Annotated in this window: 17 protein-coding genes; 6 read left to right on the plus strand and 11 right to left on the minus strand. The window is 69.1% G+C overall.

Features of this window, described 5'->3' with window-relative positions; genetic code table 11:
- Positions 1-753: AMP-binding protein (locus APM_RS20825; protein WP_138919256.1), on the minus strand; the 753-nt coding region annotated here is incomplete at its 3' end.
- Here APM_RS20825 and APM_RS21775 point away from each other — a divergent pair.
- From APM_RS21775 to APM_RS17750, 4 genes are all read left to right on the plus strand, one after another.
- The gene (locus APM_RS21775; protein WP_241763204.1) at positions 674-1,180 is read left to right on the plus strand and encodes a hypothetical protein; all 507 of its coding nucleotides are present in this window, start codon (positions 674-676) and stop codon (positions 1,178-1,180) included. The genes APM_RS20825 and APM_RS21775 overlap by 80 nt on opposite strands.
- A 128-nt stretch (positions 1,181-1,308) precedes the next feature.
- Entirely contained in the window at positions 1,309-2,808 is a 1,500-nt protein-coding gene (gene guaB, locus APM_RS17740; protein ID WP_007424779.1) for an IMP dehydrogenase, read from the plus strand.
- Between the two features lie 3 nt (positions 2,809-2,811).
- Positions 2,812-4,092: an RsmB/NOP family class I SAM-dependent RNA methyltransferase gene (locus APM_RS17745; protein ID WP_007424780.1), complete on the plus strand. Its 1,281-nt coding sequence runs from the start codon at positions 2,812-2,814 to the stop codon at positions 4,090-4,092.
- The gene (locus APM_RS17750; protein WP_007424781.1) at positions 4,089-4,622 is read left to right on the plus strand and encodes a GNAT family N-acetyltransferase; all 534 of its coding nucleotides are present in this window, start codon (positions 4,089-4,091) and stop codon (positions 4,620-4,622) included. The genes APM_RS17745 and APM_RS17750 overlap by 4 nt, the downstream gene beginning before the upstream one ends.
- Before the next feature lie 2 nt (positions 4,623-4,624).
- On the opposite strand, the gene APM_RS17755 is transcribed toward APM_RS17750, so the two are convergent.
- From APM_RS17755 to APM_RS17795, 9 genes are all read right to left on the minus strand, one after another.
- Entirely contained in the window at positions 4,625-5,566 is a 942-nt protein-coding gene (locus APM_RS17755; RefSeq protein WP_007424782.1) for a tyrosine recombinase XerC, read from the minus strand.
- Entirely contained in the window at positions 5,532-5,945 is a 414-nt protein-coding gene (locus APM_RS17760; RefSeq protein WP_007424783.1) for a biopolymer transporter ExbD, read from the minus strand. Before APM_RS17760 ends, APM_RS17755 begins: the two co-directional genes overlap by 35 nt.
- Positions 5,946-5,948: 3 nt before the next feature.
- On the minus strand, positions 5,949-6,620 hold the full coding sequence (locus APM_RS17765; protein ID WP_007424784.1) for a MotA/TolQ/ExbB proton channel family protein: 672 nt from the start codon (positions 6,618-6,620) through the stop codon (positions 5,949-5,951).
- Positions 6,617-8,449, minus strand: coding sequence for an ABC transporter ATP-binding protein (locus APM_RS17770; protein WP_241763205.1), 1,833 nt, complete (start codon positions 8,447-8,449; stop codon positions 6,617-6,619). Before APM_RS17770 ends, APM_RS17765 begins: the two co-directional genes overlap by 4 nt.
- Entirely contained in the window at positions 8,446-9,309 is an 864-nt protein-coding gene (locus APM_RS17775; RefSeq protein WP_007424786.1) for an ABC transporter permease, read from the minus strand. Before APM_RS17775 ends, APM_RS17770 begins: the two co-directional genes overlap by 4 nt.
- Entirely contained in the window at positions 9,306-10,250 is a 945-nt protein-coding gene (locus tag APM_RS17780) for an ABC transporter permease (RefSeq protein ID WP_011942059.1), read from the minus strand. Before APM_RS17780 ends, APM_RS17775 begins: the two co-directional genes overlap by 4 nt.
- 5 nt (positions 10,251-10,255) lie before the next feature.
- Positions 10,256-11,890 (minus strand): peptide ABC transporter substrate-binding protein, encoded by a 1,635-nt coding sequence (locus APM_RS17785; protein ID WP_138919257.1) that lies wholly within the window; start codon positions 11,888-11,890, stop codon positions 10,256-10,258.
- A 42-nt stretch (positions 11,891-11,932) separates the two neighbouring features.
- The gene (locus APM_RS22795; protein WP_241763206.1) at positions 11,933-12,157 is read right to left on the minus strand and encodes an energy transducer TonB; all 225 of its coding nucleotides are present in this window, start codon (positions 12,155-12,157) and stop codon (positions 11,933-11,935) included.
- Positions 12,158-12,749: 592 nt separating this feature from the next.
- The gene (locus tag APM_RS17795; RefSeq protein ID WP_007424790.1) at positions 12,750-13,619 is read right to left on the minus strand and encodes an ATP-binding protein; all 870 of its coding nucleotides are present in this window, start codon (positions 13,617-13,619) and stop codon (positions 12,750-12,752) included.
- A 110-nt stretch (positions 13,620-13,729) separates the two neighbouring features.
- Between APM_RS17795 and yajC the strand changes: the two genes are divergently transcribed.
- Positions 13,730-14,089 (plus strand): preprotein translocase subunit YajC, encoded by a 360-nt coding sequence (gene yajC / locus APM_RS17800; RefSeq protein WP_007424791.1) that lies wholly within the window; start codon positions 13,730-13,732, stop codon positions 14,087-14,089.
- Positions 14,090-14,158: 69 nt separating this feature from the next.
- Here the strand turns inward: yajC and APM_RS17805 are convergent, their stop codons facing one another.
- On the minus strand, positions 14,159-14,764 hold the full coding sequence (locus tag APM_RS17805) for a superoxide dismutase (protein WP_007424792.1): 606 nt from the start codon (positions 14,762-14,764) through the stop codon (positions 14,159-14,161).
- Positions 14,765-14,881: 117 nt separating this feature from the next.
- On the opposite strand from APM_RS17805, the gene APM_RS17810 reads away from it, so the two are divergent.
- Positions 14,882-15,435, plus strand: a 554-nt coding sequence (locus tag APM_RS17810) for a squalene/phytoene synthase family protein (RefSeq protein WP_007424793.1), incomplete at its 3' end; no start/stop codon positions are given.

Genomic DNA, 15,435 nt, shown 5'->3' on the forward strand with positions numbered 1-15,435 from the left:
CGCATTGTCGCTGAGCTCGGCCAGGGCCGCGGTGATCACCGGGGCGAATTCGGTGTCGCTCAGCAGGAGCTTCGCCTCGCCGTGGCGCAGGATGTAGGCGATGGTCGGCGCATCCAGCCGGGTGTTCAGCGTGTTCAGCACCGCGCCTGCCATGGCGACGCCGAAATGCGCCTCGACCATTGCCGGTATGTTGGGCGCCATGACGGCGACGACGTCGCCCGGTCCGATTCCCCGTGCCGCCAGTGCCGCGCCTAGCCGCTTGCAGCGCTCGAAGGTTTCCGCCCAGGTGCGCCGGATCGAGCCGTGAACAACCGCCGTTCGCTCCGGCCAGACTTTCGCTGTCCGCGCGAGGAAGGAGAGTGGCGACAGCGCCTGGTAGTTCGCTTCCGTCTTCTCGAGGCCGGTGATGAAATCGGTCATGGTCGTGTCCTCGGCGTGGTCTGGCGTTTCGTTGCGGACAGGATACCAGCCGCCCCACGCGACCGCCATCCCGGCGGCGCGCGACGATGTGAACGAACGCGCCGCCTTCCGCGCTGGACTTCCGCGCGCCGCGCACCAAGATCCGCACCACGCGGCAATGACGCCCGCCGAAGCTGAATTCCGAGTTCGAGGAGTCGCGTTGATGAACCGCAAGATCCTGCCCCTTGCAGCTGCCGTGGTCGCATTGCCGGCCGTGGCGCTTGCCGCCTCGCCCGCCGCCGTGCCGGCGGAAATCGTTGTTGTTCCGGTTGCGATGGCGCCGGTGCCGTTCATGGCCGCGCCGGCGATCCCGGTGGCCCTGATTCGCCAGATGAACGAGATGCAGCGCGCGATGCAGGTTCAGATGGCGGCCCTTGAGCAGCTGGCCGCCGCCCCGCTCGCCCCGACCCTGGCGATGGCCGGCCCTGCCGCCCTGCAGGGCGGCACCACCCGCATCACCATGGTCAGTTCCGGCGGTCCCAGCGGCGTGTGCAGCGAGCAGATGGAGATCATGCCCGGAAACAACGGCCGGATGCACGTCTTCGTCCGCCGCAGCGCCGGATGCACGCCTCAGGCCGCGGCCCTTCCGGGTCCCCATGAAGGGCCGAAAGCCCTTCATCCCTCGGCCCACGCGCATCTGCCGCCGAATGCCCTGCCGCCGCCCTCGAAGGTCATCGAGGCGGATTACGCCGTCCCCGGCCGGGCGCGCGCCGAAGGCTGAACCTTCAAGGTAGGATGAACCTTCAAGGTCCGGCGCTGCGCGGGCTGCCCTGCGCCGCCGGCCTTGCCGGATTGCCGGGAGCCGGATAGTAGGGATCGCCAAGGTCCGCAAACCGGCAAGGACGCACCATGGCTCCCAGCAATGAGACTTTTCTCCCGCGAGGCTCCGACCGCATCACGGAGGCTTATGCCTTCGACGATGTGCTCCTCGTTCCCGGCTATTCCTCGGTGCTCCCCGCCGCGGTCAACACCCGCACGCGGCTGACCCGCTCCATCTCGCTCAACATTCCCGTCATCTCCGCCGCGATGGACACCGTGACGGAGGCGCCGATGGCGATCGCCATGGCGCAGCAGGGCGGCATCGGCGTGGTGCACAAGAACCTCTCGATCGAGGATCAGGCGGACCAGGTGCGCCAGGTCAAGAAATTCGAGAGCGGCATGGTGGTCAACCCGCTCACCATCCACCCCGAGCAGACCCTGGCCGAGGCGCAGGCGCTGATGGCCCAGCACCGGATTTCCGGCGTTCCCGTGGTCGAGCGCGACACCAACCGCCTTGTCGGCATCCTTACCCATCGTGACGTCCGCTTCGCGACCGACCCGGCCGCCCGCGTGTATGAGCTGATGACGCGGGAAAACCTCGTCACCGCGCCGGCCAATGTCGCGCCCGAGGTCGCGCGGTCGCTGCTCCACAAGCACCGGATCGAGAAGCTGCTGGTGGTGGACGAAGACTATCGCTGCGTCGGCCTGATCACCGTGAAGGACATGGACAAGGCCGAGGCGCATCCCCTCGCCAACAAGGACGAACTCGGGCGCCTGCGCGTTGCCGCGGCGACCGGCGTCGGCGAGGACGGGGCGCGCCGCGCCGAGGCGCTGATCGCCGCGGGGGTGGATGTCGTGGTGGTGGATACCGCGCATGGCCATTCAGAGGGCGTGCTGCGCGCCGTCGCGCGCATCAAGGAGCGTTCGAACGCGGTGCAGATCGTCGCCGGCAACGTCGCGACGCCCGAGGCCGCCGCGGCGCTGATCAAGGCGGGTGCTGACGCGGTGAAGATCGGCATCGGCCCGGGCAGCATCTGCACCACCCGCGTGGTTGCCGGCGTCGGCGTGCCGCAGTTCTCGGCCGTGATGGAGACCGCCGCCGCCTGTCACGAAGCCGACGTGCCGGCGATCGCCGATGGCGGGATCCGCACCTCGGGCGACGTGGTCAAGGCGCTCGCCGCCGGGGCGGACTGCGTGATGATCGGCTCGCTCCTCGCCGGCACCGACGAGGCGCCCGGCGAGGTGTTTCTCTACCAGGGCCGGTCCTACAAGTCCTATCGCGGCATGGGCAGCCTGGGTGCGATGGCCCGCGGCTCGGCCGACCGCTATTTCCAGCAGGACATCAAGGACTCGCTGAAACTTGTGCCTGAGGGGATCGAGGGGCGCGTTGGCTACAAGGGCCCGATGGCCGGGGTGGTGCACCAGCTGGTCGGCGGGCTGCGCGCCGGCATGGGCTATACCGGTTGCGCCACCATCACCGACCTGCAGACAAGGGCGCAATTCCGCCGCATCACCGGCGCCGGCCTCCGCGAGAGCCACGTTCATGACGTGGCGATCACCCGCGAGGCGCCGAATTACCGGCAGGACTGAGCCTTGACCCCCGCGGGCCGGCTGCAGGCGGCGATCGAGCTGCTCGGCACGATCGAGGCCGATCGCCGGCCGGCCGATGCCATCGCCAACGACTTCCTTCGCACGCGCCGCTTCATCGGCGGCGGCGACCGGCGCGAGATCGGCGAGATCGTCTGGTCGGTGCTGCGTGCCCGCCGCCGGCTCGGCTGGTGGCTGGAGCGTGTCGGCGCCGAGGCGACGCCGCGCCTGCTCACCGCCTCCCTGCGCGTGCTCACCGGCATGCCGGCGCCGCGCGTTGCCGGGCTGTTCGGCGTGATGCGGTTCGCCCCGCCGCCGCTCGACGCCGCCGAGCGGCGCGCGCTCGACCGGCTCGACACCCATACGCTCGACCATCCGTCGATGCCCGAGGCGGTGCGGCTGGAAATGCCCGATTTCGTGCTGCCTTTGCTGCGCGAGCGCTTTGGCGACAAGCTCGAGTCGGAATGCGCGGCGCTGATGCAGCCCGCGCCGCTCGATCTGCGGGTCAACCTGCTCAAGGCCACGCGCGATGAGGCGCTCGCCGCCCTGGCCGCCGCCGGGCTGAAGGCCGAGCCAACGCGGCTCAGCCCCTGGGGCCTGCGCCTTCCTGGCCGTCAGAACGTCACTGTTGCGGCACCGTTTCGCGACGGGCTCGTGGAAATCCAGGACGAGGGCAGCCAGCTCGTCGCCCTGCTCGCCGGGGCGCAGCCGGGTATGCGCGTCGCCGATTACTGCGCTGGCGCTGGCGGCAAGACGCTGGCTCTGGCGATGACGATGGCCAACAAGGGCCACATCATTGCCTGCGACGTGTCCGCGCCGCGGCTCGATGGGGCGATCCGCCGGCTGCGCCGCGCCGGTGTGCACAATGCCGAGCGACACCTGCTCGAATCCGGCGACAAATGGGTGAAGCGGCAGGAGAAAAAATTCGACCGCGTGCTGGTCGACGCCCCCTGCACCGGCGCCGGCACCTGGCGCCGCAACCCCGATGCACGGCTGAAGCTGACCGAGACAGATCTCGCCGAACTCACCGCCAAGCAGGCGGCGATCCTGGATGCCGCGCAACGCCTGGTCAAACCCGGCGGCCGGCTGGTTTATGCCACCTGCTCGGTGCTGCGCCCGGAAAACGAGTCGCAGATCGAGAGTTTTCTCGCGCGGCATTCCGATTTCGCGATCGTCCCCGTCGCCGATGGCCTGCCGGCCTATCTGCATGGGGACATGCTGCGCCTGTCCCCCGCGCGCGACGGCACCGACGGGTTCTTCGCCTGCCGGATGGAGCGGCGCGGATGATCGCCATCCGCCGCGCCCGCACCGCGGATGCGCCGGGCATCGGCGCCGTCCATGTCGCGAGCTGGCGCAGCGCCTATGCGGGCGTTTTACCGGAGCCGGTGCTCACCGGTCTCTCGGCGCCGGATCAGGCCGGCTATTACGACCGGGTGATCCGCAGCGGTGCGGTGGTGCATGTTGCGGTCGCTTCCGGCACCGATCTTTCCTCCGCCGTGGGCCGCGGCGAGGTCGTCGGCTTCGTCACCGGCCGCCGCCGCCGCCGCGCTCTCGCCGATGCCGAGATCGAAACGCTCTACGTCCTCGATGATTATCGCGAGCGCGGGCTCGGACGCGAGCTCCTCTCGGCTGCGATGGCCCATCTCGCCGGACGTGGCTGCGCCTCCGCGGTCCTCTGGGTGCTGGCGGACAATCCCGCCCGCTGGTTCTATGAGCGCATGGGCGGGCGCCGCGTTGCCGAAGGCAGCGTCGAGGTCGGCGGCGTCGACGTGCCGCAGATCGCCTATCGCTGGGACGGCATCGAGCGTTTCATCTGACGTCAGGTCTTCGCTCGCGGATGCGCCGCCTGCCAGACCGCCATCAACCGGTCGGCATCCACCGCTGTATAGCGCTGCGTGGTGGAGAGGCTGGCGTGGCCGAGCAGTTCCTGGATCGCCCTGAGGTCGGCGCCATTGGCCAGCAGATGTGTCGCGAAGGAATGCCGGAGCGCGTGCGGCGTGGCGTGTTCGGGAAGGCCGTTGAGCCGGCGGAAATCCCGCAGCCGCCGCTGGACCACGCCGGGATTGAGCCGCGCCCCGCGCGCACCGAGAAAGAGCGGCGCGTCCGGCGTGGGGGCGGGGTGGTGCCGCAGCCAGGAAGCGATCTCCCGCCGCAGCACCGGCAGCAGCGGCACGATCCGTTGCCGCCCGCCCTTGCCGCGCACCGAAAGCGGCGCGCCCTCCGGCGGCAGATCGCCGATATCGAGCCCGAGCGCCTCGTGTATCCGCAGCCCGGCGCCGTAGAGCAGCGCCATCAGCGCGGTGTCGCGCGCCGCGAGCGCCGGGCTCGCCGCATCGTCGCCCAGGCTGTCCACCACGGCGGCGGCGTCCGGCGCGGTCAGCGCGCGGGGGAGGGGGCGGCGCGATTTCGGCGTGCGCAGCAGCCCCGGCGCCTCGTTGATCATGCCGTGGCGCTGCCGCAGCCAGCGGAAAAAGCTGCGCACCGCGGAAAGTTTCTTCGCCCGCGTCGCGTTGCCGACGCCATCGCTCGCCGCCTTCGCCAGCCAGGCCCGGAAATCGGCGAGGCTCAGCGCCGCGAGATCGGCGCCGGTTGGCTCGGCGCCGATATGCCGGGTGACGAAGCCGAGAAATTCCGTGAGATCGGCACCATAGGTCGACACCGTCAGCGCCGCGGCCCGCCGCTCCCCGGCGAGAAAGTCGAGAAATTCGACCCGCAGCGCCTGGGCGTCAGCCGCCGGGCCGCTTGGTCGCGAGCCCGACATTGACGATCCCGGATTTGCGCACGGTGTCCATCACCTGCATCAACCGCTGGTAGCGGATATCCTTGTCCCCGGCGATGACGACATCGACCTTCCTTTTCGCGGCCACGACCTGGCCGAGATAAGTCTGCAGCCCCGCCAGCGTGACCACCTGATTCTTCACGTGCAGTTTGCCGGCGGCGTCGATCATCACCACCACCTGGGCCGGTTTCATCTCCTTCGCCGTCTGCGCGCCCGGCAGCTTCAGCGCGACGCCGGAATCGGGGATCATCTTGAGCACGATCATCACGAAGAACACGAGCAGGAACATCATGATGTCGATCATCGGCACGATTTCGAGCCGGGGGCGTTCGCGCTCCAGATGATCGCGTCTGCGGCGCATCGCTCAGACCCTGGCCATGCTGGCAGCGCGCCGCTTGGGCGGATCCTCCACCGCGTCGTCGCCGGCCAGCCCGCGCCCGTGCAGACGGTTGATCAGCACCACCTTGATGAGTTCGAGCTGCAGGACGATCCGGCGGCTGAGATTGTTGAAATAATTGACCAGATAGACGGCGATGATCGCGATCAGCAGGCCCGCGCCGGTCGAGACCAGCGCATCGGCGATCCCGCCTGTCACCTTCGCCGGCCCTCCGTTGCTCGACAGCACGTCGAAGGCCTGGATCATGCCGATGATCGTGCCGAACAGCCCGAGCAACGGCGCGATCGTCACCGCGGTATCGAGAATCCACAGGCCCCGGGTGATCCGCGGCATGGCGTCCATGATCTCTTCCTCGAGGTGATTGTCGAGTTCGTCGGCGTTTTCCCCGCGCGAGGCCAGCGCGGTTGCGATCAGGTGGCCCTGCAGCGTGGCGCCGTTCGTCTCGGCGAGCTGGCGCAGCCCGGCCGGATTGCCATAACCCACGGCGCGCAGCGCGGCATGGATGCGCCGCCCGGCGCCGAGCGTGCGCTTGAGCAGCCAGAACCGTTCGAGCCCGACGACGAGTGTCACCAGCAGCAGAACCGGCATCACCGCCAGCAGACCACCCGTCATCATGACGAGGCGGACGATTTCATTCATGAGCTAAGCTCCTCGGTGTGTTCGGGCCCGCGCCAGCGCGCGGACGCGCCGGCAGCGATCAGTTCCTTCGTATAGTCGGATTTCGCACCGGCAAGTAAATCCCCCGCGACCCCGGCCTCGATGACGTGGCCTTCCCGCAGCACGAGCAGGCGGTCGGCCATGTGGAATACCGTCGCGATATCGTGGCTGATCAGGATGTAGGAGAGCCCCTCATCACTTGCGAGGTCTTTCAGCAGGTTGAGCAGCAGCGCCTGGGTCGACACATCGAGGCTCGACGTCGGTTCATCAAGCACGATGACATCCGGCGCCGCCGCCAGCGCGCGGGCGATCGCCACGCGCTGGGCCTCGCCGCCCGAGACCTGGCCGGGCAACAGGTCGAACAGGCGCGCGCCGAGCCCGACCCGGTCGAGCAACGCCGCGGCCTGCGCGCGTCTCTCGTGCTTGCGGACGCCAGCGAGGCGCAGCGGCTCGGCCACGATGTCGCCGATCCGCATACGCGGGTTCATCGACTCGCGCGGATCCTGGAATACCGCCTGGATACGCCGCCTTGCCGCGGCAAGCGCCTTGCCGCGCATCCTCTCGAGGTCGGCACCGCCGAGCCGCACCGTGCCTTCATGCGCCAGCATCTGCAGCACCGCGCGGCCGAGGCTCGACTTGCCCGATCCGCTCTCGCCAACCACGCCGAGGCATTCGCCCCGCCGCAGCGTAAAGGAAACCGGGGCGAGGGCGAGAAGTGGCGGCGGACGCCGGAAAGCGAAGTCCGATCGGCGGCGGTCATATTCGACGCGCAGTTCCGAAACCTCCAGAACCGGCTCGCCTGCCGCCTCCACCGGCCGGGCAATACGCGTCGAGTTCCGTTCCGGCACCGGCGACGGCTCGCGGCCGCGACGGCAGGCGAAGGCGGTCCCGCCCAGCGTATCCGTCGCGGGAAACCCTGCCTCGCAGGCGGCCTCGCGCAGGATACAGCGCGGAGCGAACCGGCAACCCGGCGGAAATGCCGCCGGATCGGGCAGGGTGCCAGGAATGGTGACCAGCCGCGCCTGCTCAGGCCCCGGTACCGCACCGAGCAGGGCGCGTGTGTAGGGGTGGCGCGGCGTCGCGAACAGGTCGGCGGCGCGGCCCCATTCCACCGCCCGCCCGGCATAGAGCACGGTCACCCGCGCTGCATGCGCCTCGACGATCGAGAGATCGTGCGTGATGAACAGCACGCCCATGCCCCGCTCCCGGCACAGTCGCGTGATCAGCGCCAGGATCTGCCGTGCGACCAGCGCATCAAGCCCGGTGGTCGGCTCGTCGGCGATCAGGAGCCTCGGACCACAGGCCAGCGCCATCGCGATCATCACCCGCTGCCGCATCCCGCCCGAAAACTGGTGCGGGAAATCGTCCAGCCGCTCGGCGCCGCGCGGAATCCCGACCTCGTCGAAGAGCGCCCGCGCCTGCGCCCGCGCGGCATCCGGCCCGGCGCCGGTATGAAGGCGGTAGACTTCCTCGACCTGCCTGCCCACCCGCATCGCCGGGTTGAGGGCGGCGAGCGGATTCTGGAACACCATCCCGATCTCGCCGCCGCGCACCCGCCGCATTTTTTCCCGCGGAAGTGTCAGCAGATCGGTGCCGGCCAGCAGGACCCGCCCGGTAGCTTCCGCCCGGCGCGGCAGCAGGCCGATCATGCCGAGTGCGGCGATCGTCTTGCCCGAGCCGCTCTCGCCGACCAGCGCGGTCATTTCGCCCGCCGCGACCGAGAGGCTCAGTCCCTCCAGCAGCGCGAGGCGCGTGCCGTCGCGCCGGCGCAGCGTGACCGAAAGCCGGTCGAGGTCCAGCACGGGGCTCACCGCGCGGTGTCCTGCCGCGCGAGCAGCCCCTGGCCGATCAGGTTGGCGGCGAGGATCGAGAGAAGGATCATCAGTCCCGGCGGCAGGATCATCCACCATGGATCGAGCGCGATCAGGTTCAGTCCGGATTCCAGCAGTCCGCCCCAGCTTGCCATCGGCGGCTGCACGCCGAGACCGAGAAAGCTGAGGCCCGAGAGCGCGAGGATCTGGTCGCCCACCAGAAACGTGCCGTTCACGGCGAGGATCGGCGCGATCACCCGCAGGATGTGCACCCGCGCGATGTAGGCGGAACCGCCGCCGAACTGCCGGGCCGCAAGGATGAAATCGCGCCTGCGCTGCGCGATCGCCTCGTTGCGCACGAGCCGCGCGAGCCCCGGCCATGCCGTGAGGCCCAGCAGCAGGATCAGCGTGAAGGTGCCCGGCGTGAACAGGGCGGCGAAGAAGATCAGGATCACGAGGCCCGGCAGCGCCAGCACGGCGTCGAGCAGGCGCATCAGCGTGGCATCCAGCCAGCGCGGCCCGAGGGCGGCCGCCAGCCCGTAGGCGATGCCGAGGAGAAACCCGAGCATCGACGCCGGCAGCGCGACGATCAGCGTCGCCCGCCCGCCCGCGATCAGCCGGGCCAGCAGGTCGCGGCCGATCTGGTCGGTGCCGAGCGGGAATGCGCGCGTCGGCGCCATCAGCGTGTGGTGGCCGTGGATCGCATAGGGGCTGGCGTGCCAGGCGAGGCCGCCAAACAGGCTGAAGCCGCAGATCGCGAGCGCGAGCGCCGCGCCGCCCGCGAGTGTCCCACGGGCACCGACCCATGCGGCCAGCCGCGCCGAAACCGGGCGGGGCAGGGCGCCCTTCGTTGCGCTCATTCGAAGCGCTCCCGCGGATCGAGCCAGCCATTGACCAGGTCGGCGAGCAGGTTGCCGATCACCGTCAGCACGCCGATCAGCAACACGATCGCGGAAATCACCGGATAATCCTGCGACAATGCCGATCGCCACAGCAGGAAGCCGAGCCCCGGATAGTCGAACACGGTCTCGACCAGCACCGAGCCCGCGAAGATGTAGGGAAAGGACAGGCCGAGAATCGTTACCAGCGGTCGCAGCGCGTTGCGCAAGACGTGCCGGCGCAGCACGGCGCCAAACCCGAGCCCCTTGGCCAGCGCCGTGCGCACGTAGTCCTTGCCGAGTTCCTCATGCACCGCCGCGCCGAAATAGCGCGACAGCCCGGCGGTTCCCAGCAGCCCGACGGTGACCACCGGCAGGATCAGATGTCGGGCGTAATCGGCCACTCCCGGTGCGGCGTGCCGGATATCGGCAATGCCGCCTGCCGGAAGCCAGCGCCATTTCACCGCGACATAGAGGATCAGGATCGTGCCGGCGAAGAACACCGGCATGGCGTAGAGGACGAGCTGCGCCGCACCGATCAGCCGCGCCGGCCACTGGCCCCAGAAGGCCCCCTGCACCAACCCGATGGCGATCGAAAGCAGCACCGAAAGGGTGATGGCGCCGAGATAGAGGGCGAGGGTGTTCGCCGCGTATGCCGCGATCAGGCCGGCCACCGGCCGGTTCAGCAGATAGGAATAGCCGAGCCGCCCTTCGAGAAGATGCGCCCACCAGACCAGATACTGCCTCCACAACGGCGCCGAGAGGCCGAGCCGGACATTGAGCTGGCGCACCGCCTCCGGCGTCGCCTTCTGGCCGAGGATGGAATAGGCCGGGCCGCCGGGCGTCGCATGCACCATGAAGAACACGATCGTCACCAGCAGCACGAGCGTCAGCGCCGAAGCGGCGAGGCGCGAAAGGATCACCCGCCTCACCGGCGCCCACCACACGCGCCCGGCGCCCAGTGCAGGTATTGCGGTGACCACGCGCCGGTCGGGCTGAGGAACTTCCGCACGCCCTCGAGCCCGTTGCGCACCAGCACCACGCTGCCAGGCTCGGGCAGGAAAATTTCCGGCTGCTGTGCCGCCGCATAATCCTGATAGGCGTAGAGTGGTTCCAGGCCCGGCTTCGTCTGCACATCCTTCAGCAGCGCGTCCATCCGCGCGTCGCTGTAGCCGGACTGGTTGAACGCGCCGTCGCTTGCAAGCTGGGCGGAATCGTCGGGGTAGACGCCGAGCGCCCAGCCGAACTGCATCGCCTCCCATTGAAGCGGCTTGTAGCTGAGCACCAGCATCTGGCTGAACGTGACCTCGCGGATCGTCATCGCGATGCCGACGGCGCGCAGATCCGCCTGGATCAGCTCGGCGCCGAGCTGGCCGGTCACGTTGCCGGAGGGAATCACGTCGGTGAAGGCAAGACGCTTGCCGTCCTTCATCCTGATGCCGTCCGGTCCCGGTTTCCAGCCCGCGGCGGCGAGCAGGGCCTTCGCCTTTGCCGTGTCATAACCCACGGGATATTTCCCGGCCTTCGCCGCGGGCGAGAGAAAGGTCGGCGGGTCCACCGGCACCGGCCCGTGTTGCGGCTTCGTTGTCCCGTGCAGGAGCAGGCGGATGATTCGCTTCTGGTCGATTGCGTCGGCAATCGCCTGGCGCACCCGCACATCGCGGAAGAAGGCGACTTTCGGGTTGCGATAGCTCAGTTCCATGTAGTCGAAGCCGAAATTTGGCGGCAGTCGCAGCTCCCGCGCGTCGGGCAGCTTCCGCTGCGCCCGCCACAGCGAGAAGGGCAGGTTGCCGGCATCGAGCGTGCCGGTGCGCAACCCCTCGAACACCGCGCCGTCCGAATTCAGGAAGACCATGATGAACCGACGGATGTCCGGCTTGTGGCCCTGATAGGTCGGGTTGGGCACGAAACTGATGTAGCGGCCCATGACGTAGCGGCCGATCCGGAAGGGGCCGTCCACCACCCGGAAGAACGAGGGCGTCGATTGCAGCCGCCACATCTGGTTGACGGAATAGCGGGTCCAGGCATGGGCGGGAAACGGGGTCAGCTGGCTGAGGCCGGTCAGTTCGAACCAGGTCGGGTTCACGCTCCGCTTCAGCACCACCCGGAAGCGGTGCGGCCCGAGCACGTTGAGCGACTTCACCAGCCCCGGCATGCCGCCCTGGCCGTAGCCGGTATAGGTTTTCCCGAGCTTGCGGATCAGGTCGAAGGTGAATTTCACGTCCTCCGCCGTCACCGGTACGCCGTCCGACCAGGTGCGAGGCTTCATCGTCACGGTGAAGGTGGTCTTGTCATCGGAGACCTCGATCGCCGATGCGATGCTGCGCGACCAGGTGATGGTGTGGTTGCGGCTGATCCAGAGCAGCCCGTCATAGAGCAGGCCGGCGGCTTCGGCATCGTAGGCGGAGCCGATCAGGAACGGGTTGAGTGAATCGACGCTCGCCGGCGGCGTGCCGAGCCCGAGCCCCGGCGGCACCACCACCGTGTCGCAGCGTCCCGCGCTGAAGCTCGGCCCTGCCGCGACCATGGCCAGAATCACCGCCGCCAGCAGGCGCGATCGCATCAGGACTGAACCGCGCCGCATCGGCTCAGCCGGTCTGGATTGTCACTCCCCGACCCTGATCTCGATCGGCACCGCGAAGGTCTTGTCCTCCGTGCCGGGGAAGGGCGGGAAGCGGTGGTGCCGGACGGCATCCAGCGCCGCGCGGTCGATCAGTGGGTTGCCGCTGCTGCGGTAGACCTGCGCCGAAAGCAGCTTTCCGTTCGGCGCCAGGGTGAACTCGATGAATGCCGTGCCATTCACGCCGAGCATGCGCATTGTCTGCGTCACATGCACTTCGCGCTGCAGCGGCCCGCGAAGTCCGGCGGCGTATTGCGCGAAATCGAAGGCCGGTTGCGGCGGTGGCCTTCTTTGCCCTGGGTGGCGGCGGCGCCGGATGCGGCACCGGGCGATGGACCGGCTGCGGCTTGGGCCGCGGGTGCGGTGGCGGTGGCGGATGGTGCACCACGTTCGGCAGCGGCTTGGGCGGCGGCATGGGTGAGGGTGCGGGCGGCGGTGGCAGCGGTTTCGGCTGCGGCGGCGGCGGAACCGGCGGGGGAGGCACGGGTAGCGGCGGTGGCGGCGGCTGCACCGGCTGCGGTGGCAAGGGCAGGGGGGGCGCGAGCCGGACCAGATGCACGGTGGTGGCGGGCGCCAGCGGTGTGCGGTAGCGCGGCAGATGGCGCGCGGCGTAGAACGCCGCGGCGGCGATCAGCCCGACAATCACCAGCCCCGCCGCCGTCGCCCGCGGCAGGCCCAGCTCGTCCGGCTGCCAGGGCGGAATGGCGCCGTTCGCGGTCGCCCCCTCCGTCCTCATGCGTGGCACCGGCGCTGATCGGTCTCGTCCGTCACGTCCTTGTCTTCAGGGGCGGGCCCTCGGCTGTCAAGGCGCCGCGCCGGCCTCGATCCGGCGGCCGAGCCGCCCGGCGAGATCGCAGATGAACTGCCAGGCCACCCGCCCCGACCGGGCGCCGCGCGTCACCGACCATTCCACGGCCTCCGCATGGAGGGTTTCGGCGTCGACATCGAGGGCGAACGCCTTCGCATAGCCCTCGATCATGGCGAAGAAGGTCTGCTGATCACAATTGTGAAACCCGAGCCAGATGCCGAAGCGATCCGACAGCGATACTTTTTCCTCCGTCGCCTCCGAGGCGTGGATCGCGGTGCTGCGTTCGTTCTCGATCATGTCACGCGGCATCAGGTGCCGCCGGTTCGAGGTCGCGTAGAACAGCACGTTGTCCGGCCGGCCCTTGATGCCGCCATCGAGCACCGATTTGAGTGCCTTGTAGTCGGCATCCTCGCGCTCGAAGCTGAGATCGTCGCACAGGATCAGGCACTGGCGGGGCTGACCGCGCAGGATGTCGAGCAGCGCCGGCAGGGTGGCGATGTCCTCGCGATGAATCTCGATCAGCGCGAGGCTGCCGGGAAACGCCCGGTTCGCCGCCGCATGCGCCGCTTTCACCAGCGAGGACTTGCCCATCCCGCGCGCGCCCCAGAGCATGGCGTTGTTGGCCGGCAGGCCGCGGGCGAAGCGCAGCGTGTTCTCGGTCAGGATGTCCTTCTGCCGCTCCACGCCCTGCAGCAGCCCGATCGGCACGCGCGAGACCTGATCCACCGGCTCCAGCGCCGCGCGCTCGGGATGCCAGACATAGGCATCGTGCGCGCTCACCTCGGCCGGCGGCGGCGGCGGCGGGGCGAGGCGGTCGAGCGCATCGGCGATGCGGGCGAGCAGGTCGTGTGTCGGCTGGTCCATGACGTCTCCTCAGGCAGGCGCGTCCCGCGCGGCTTGACGGGGCGGGCGTGCAAACTATGGTCCCGCCCGACCAAGGACAAGCTTCACCACATCAGATCAGGGTATCCCGCATGTTCATCGCCACCGCCTACGCCGCTGCCTCGTCATCACCTTCCGGTGCAATGGCGGCGGTGATCAATTTCGCACCGCTGGTGCTGATCGTCATCGTCTTCTACTTCATCCTGATCCGCCCGCAGCAGCAGCAGGCCAAGACGCAGAAGGCACGCCTCGCCGCCATCCGCCGCGGCGACAAGGTGGTGACCGGCGGCGGCATTGTCGGCCAGGTGGCCAAGGCTCTGGATGGCGCCGAGGAAATCGAGGTCGATATCGCCCCCAACGTCCGCATCACCGTGCTGCGCAGCACCATCAGCAGCGTGCTGACCGACTCGAAGCCGGCCGAGACCAAGGCGGCCGAGCCGAAGAAGAAGTAGGCCCGGAAACGGGAACGGCCCCGGCGGTTCGCGCCGGGGCCGTCCTGCAACGGCGGGTCTTGCCCGGCCTCAGCCCAGCAGGTGCTCGGCGTGGGCATAGTTGGCGAGCTTGTCGAGCCAGTTCTGGATATAGTCCGGCCGGCGGTTGCGGAAATCGAGATAGTAGGAGTGCTCCCACACATCGAGGCCGAGCAGCGGCTTGCCCTCGCCGGTGGCGACCGGGTTGGAGCCGTTCGGCGTCTTTGTCACGGCGAGCTTGCCGCCGGGGGTCAGGATCAGCCAGGCCCAGCCAGAGCCGAACTGGGTGGTGCCGGCGGTCTTGAACGCGTCCTTGAACTGCGCGACGCCGCCGAAGTCCTCGGCGATTTTCGCTTCCAGCCGGCCCGGCAGCTTGCCGCCGTCGGTCGGCGACATGCACTGCCAGAACAGATTGTGGTTCCAGTGCTGCCCGGCATTGTTGAACACCGGCGCGAGATCGGCCTTGTTGTAGGTGAAGGCGACGATCTCCTCGAGGCTCTTGCCCTGCAGGTCGGCGTTCTTCTCGACGAAACCGTTCAGCGCCGTCACATAGGCCTGATGGTGCTTGCCGTGGTGCAGTTCGAGCGTTTCCTGGCACATGCCATGCGCGGCAAGGGCTGCGTGCGCATAGGGCAACGCGGGGAGTTCAAAGGCCATGGGGCATCTCCGATCCGGTTTGGGCTTCTGTTTCGGCGCCGGCACGGTGCGTGCCGACCGCTCGTCCGGTAGCTATGGTCCGGCCCTGCCAGCGTCAAGCATCGAAAGAGTTCCGCAATGAACGAACCCGATCTCGCGGCCCAGGTCCGCCGCGCCGACCCCGACCGCTTCCTCGGCGCGATCTTCGCCCCGCCGCAATCGCGACGCTGGCTGTTCGTGCTCTACGCCTTCAATCATGAACTGGCCCGGGCGCGCGAAGTCGCGAGCCAGCCGCCGCTCGCGCTGATTCGCCTGCAATGGTGGCGCGAGGTCGTTGAAGGCGCCGATCGCGCCCATCCGCTCGCCGTGGAACTCCGTGCCGGGCTGGCCCAAGGCATCTTTTCCGATGCCGCCCTCACGGCGCTGATCGACGCGCGCGAGGCCGAAGCCGAACCGATTCCCGACCGCGCCGCCTTTCTCGACTACGCGCGCGGCACGGCGGGGGGGCTGGCGCGGATTGCCGGCACGGTGCTCGGCGTGACCGAGTCCGCCGAACTCGCGGCGCTGGAGGATCTCGGCACCGGCTATGGCATTGCCGGCATTCTCCGCGCCGCCCCCGCGCTTGAAGCCGCCGGCCGCGACCTGCTGCCGCAGGACCGGCACCCAACCCTGCGGCCTTGCGCGACGAGGCG

Source organism: Acidiphilium sp. PM, from assembly GCF_000219295.1.
GTDB classification, from domain to species: domain Bacteria; phylum Pseudomonadota; class Alphaproteobacteria; order Acetobacterales; family Acetobacteraceae; genus Acidiphilium; species Acidiphilium multivorum.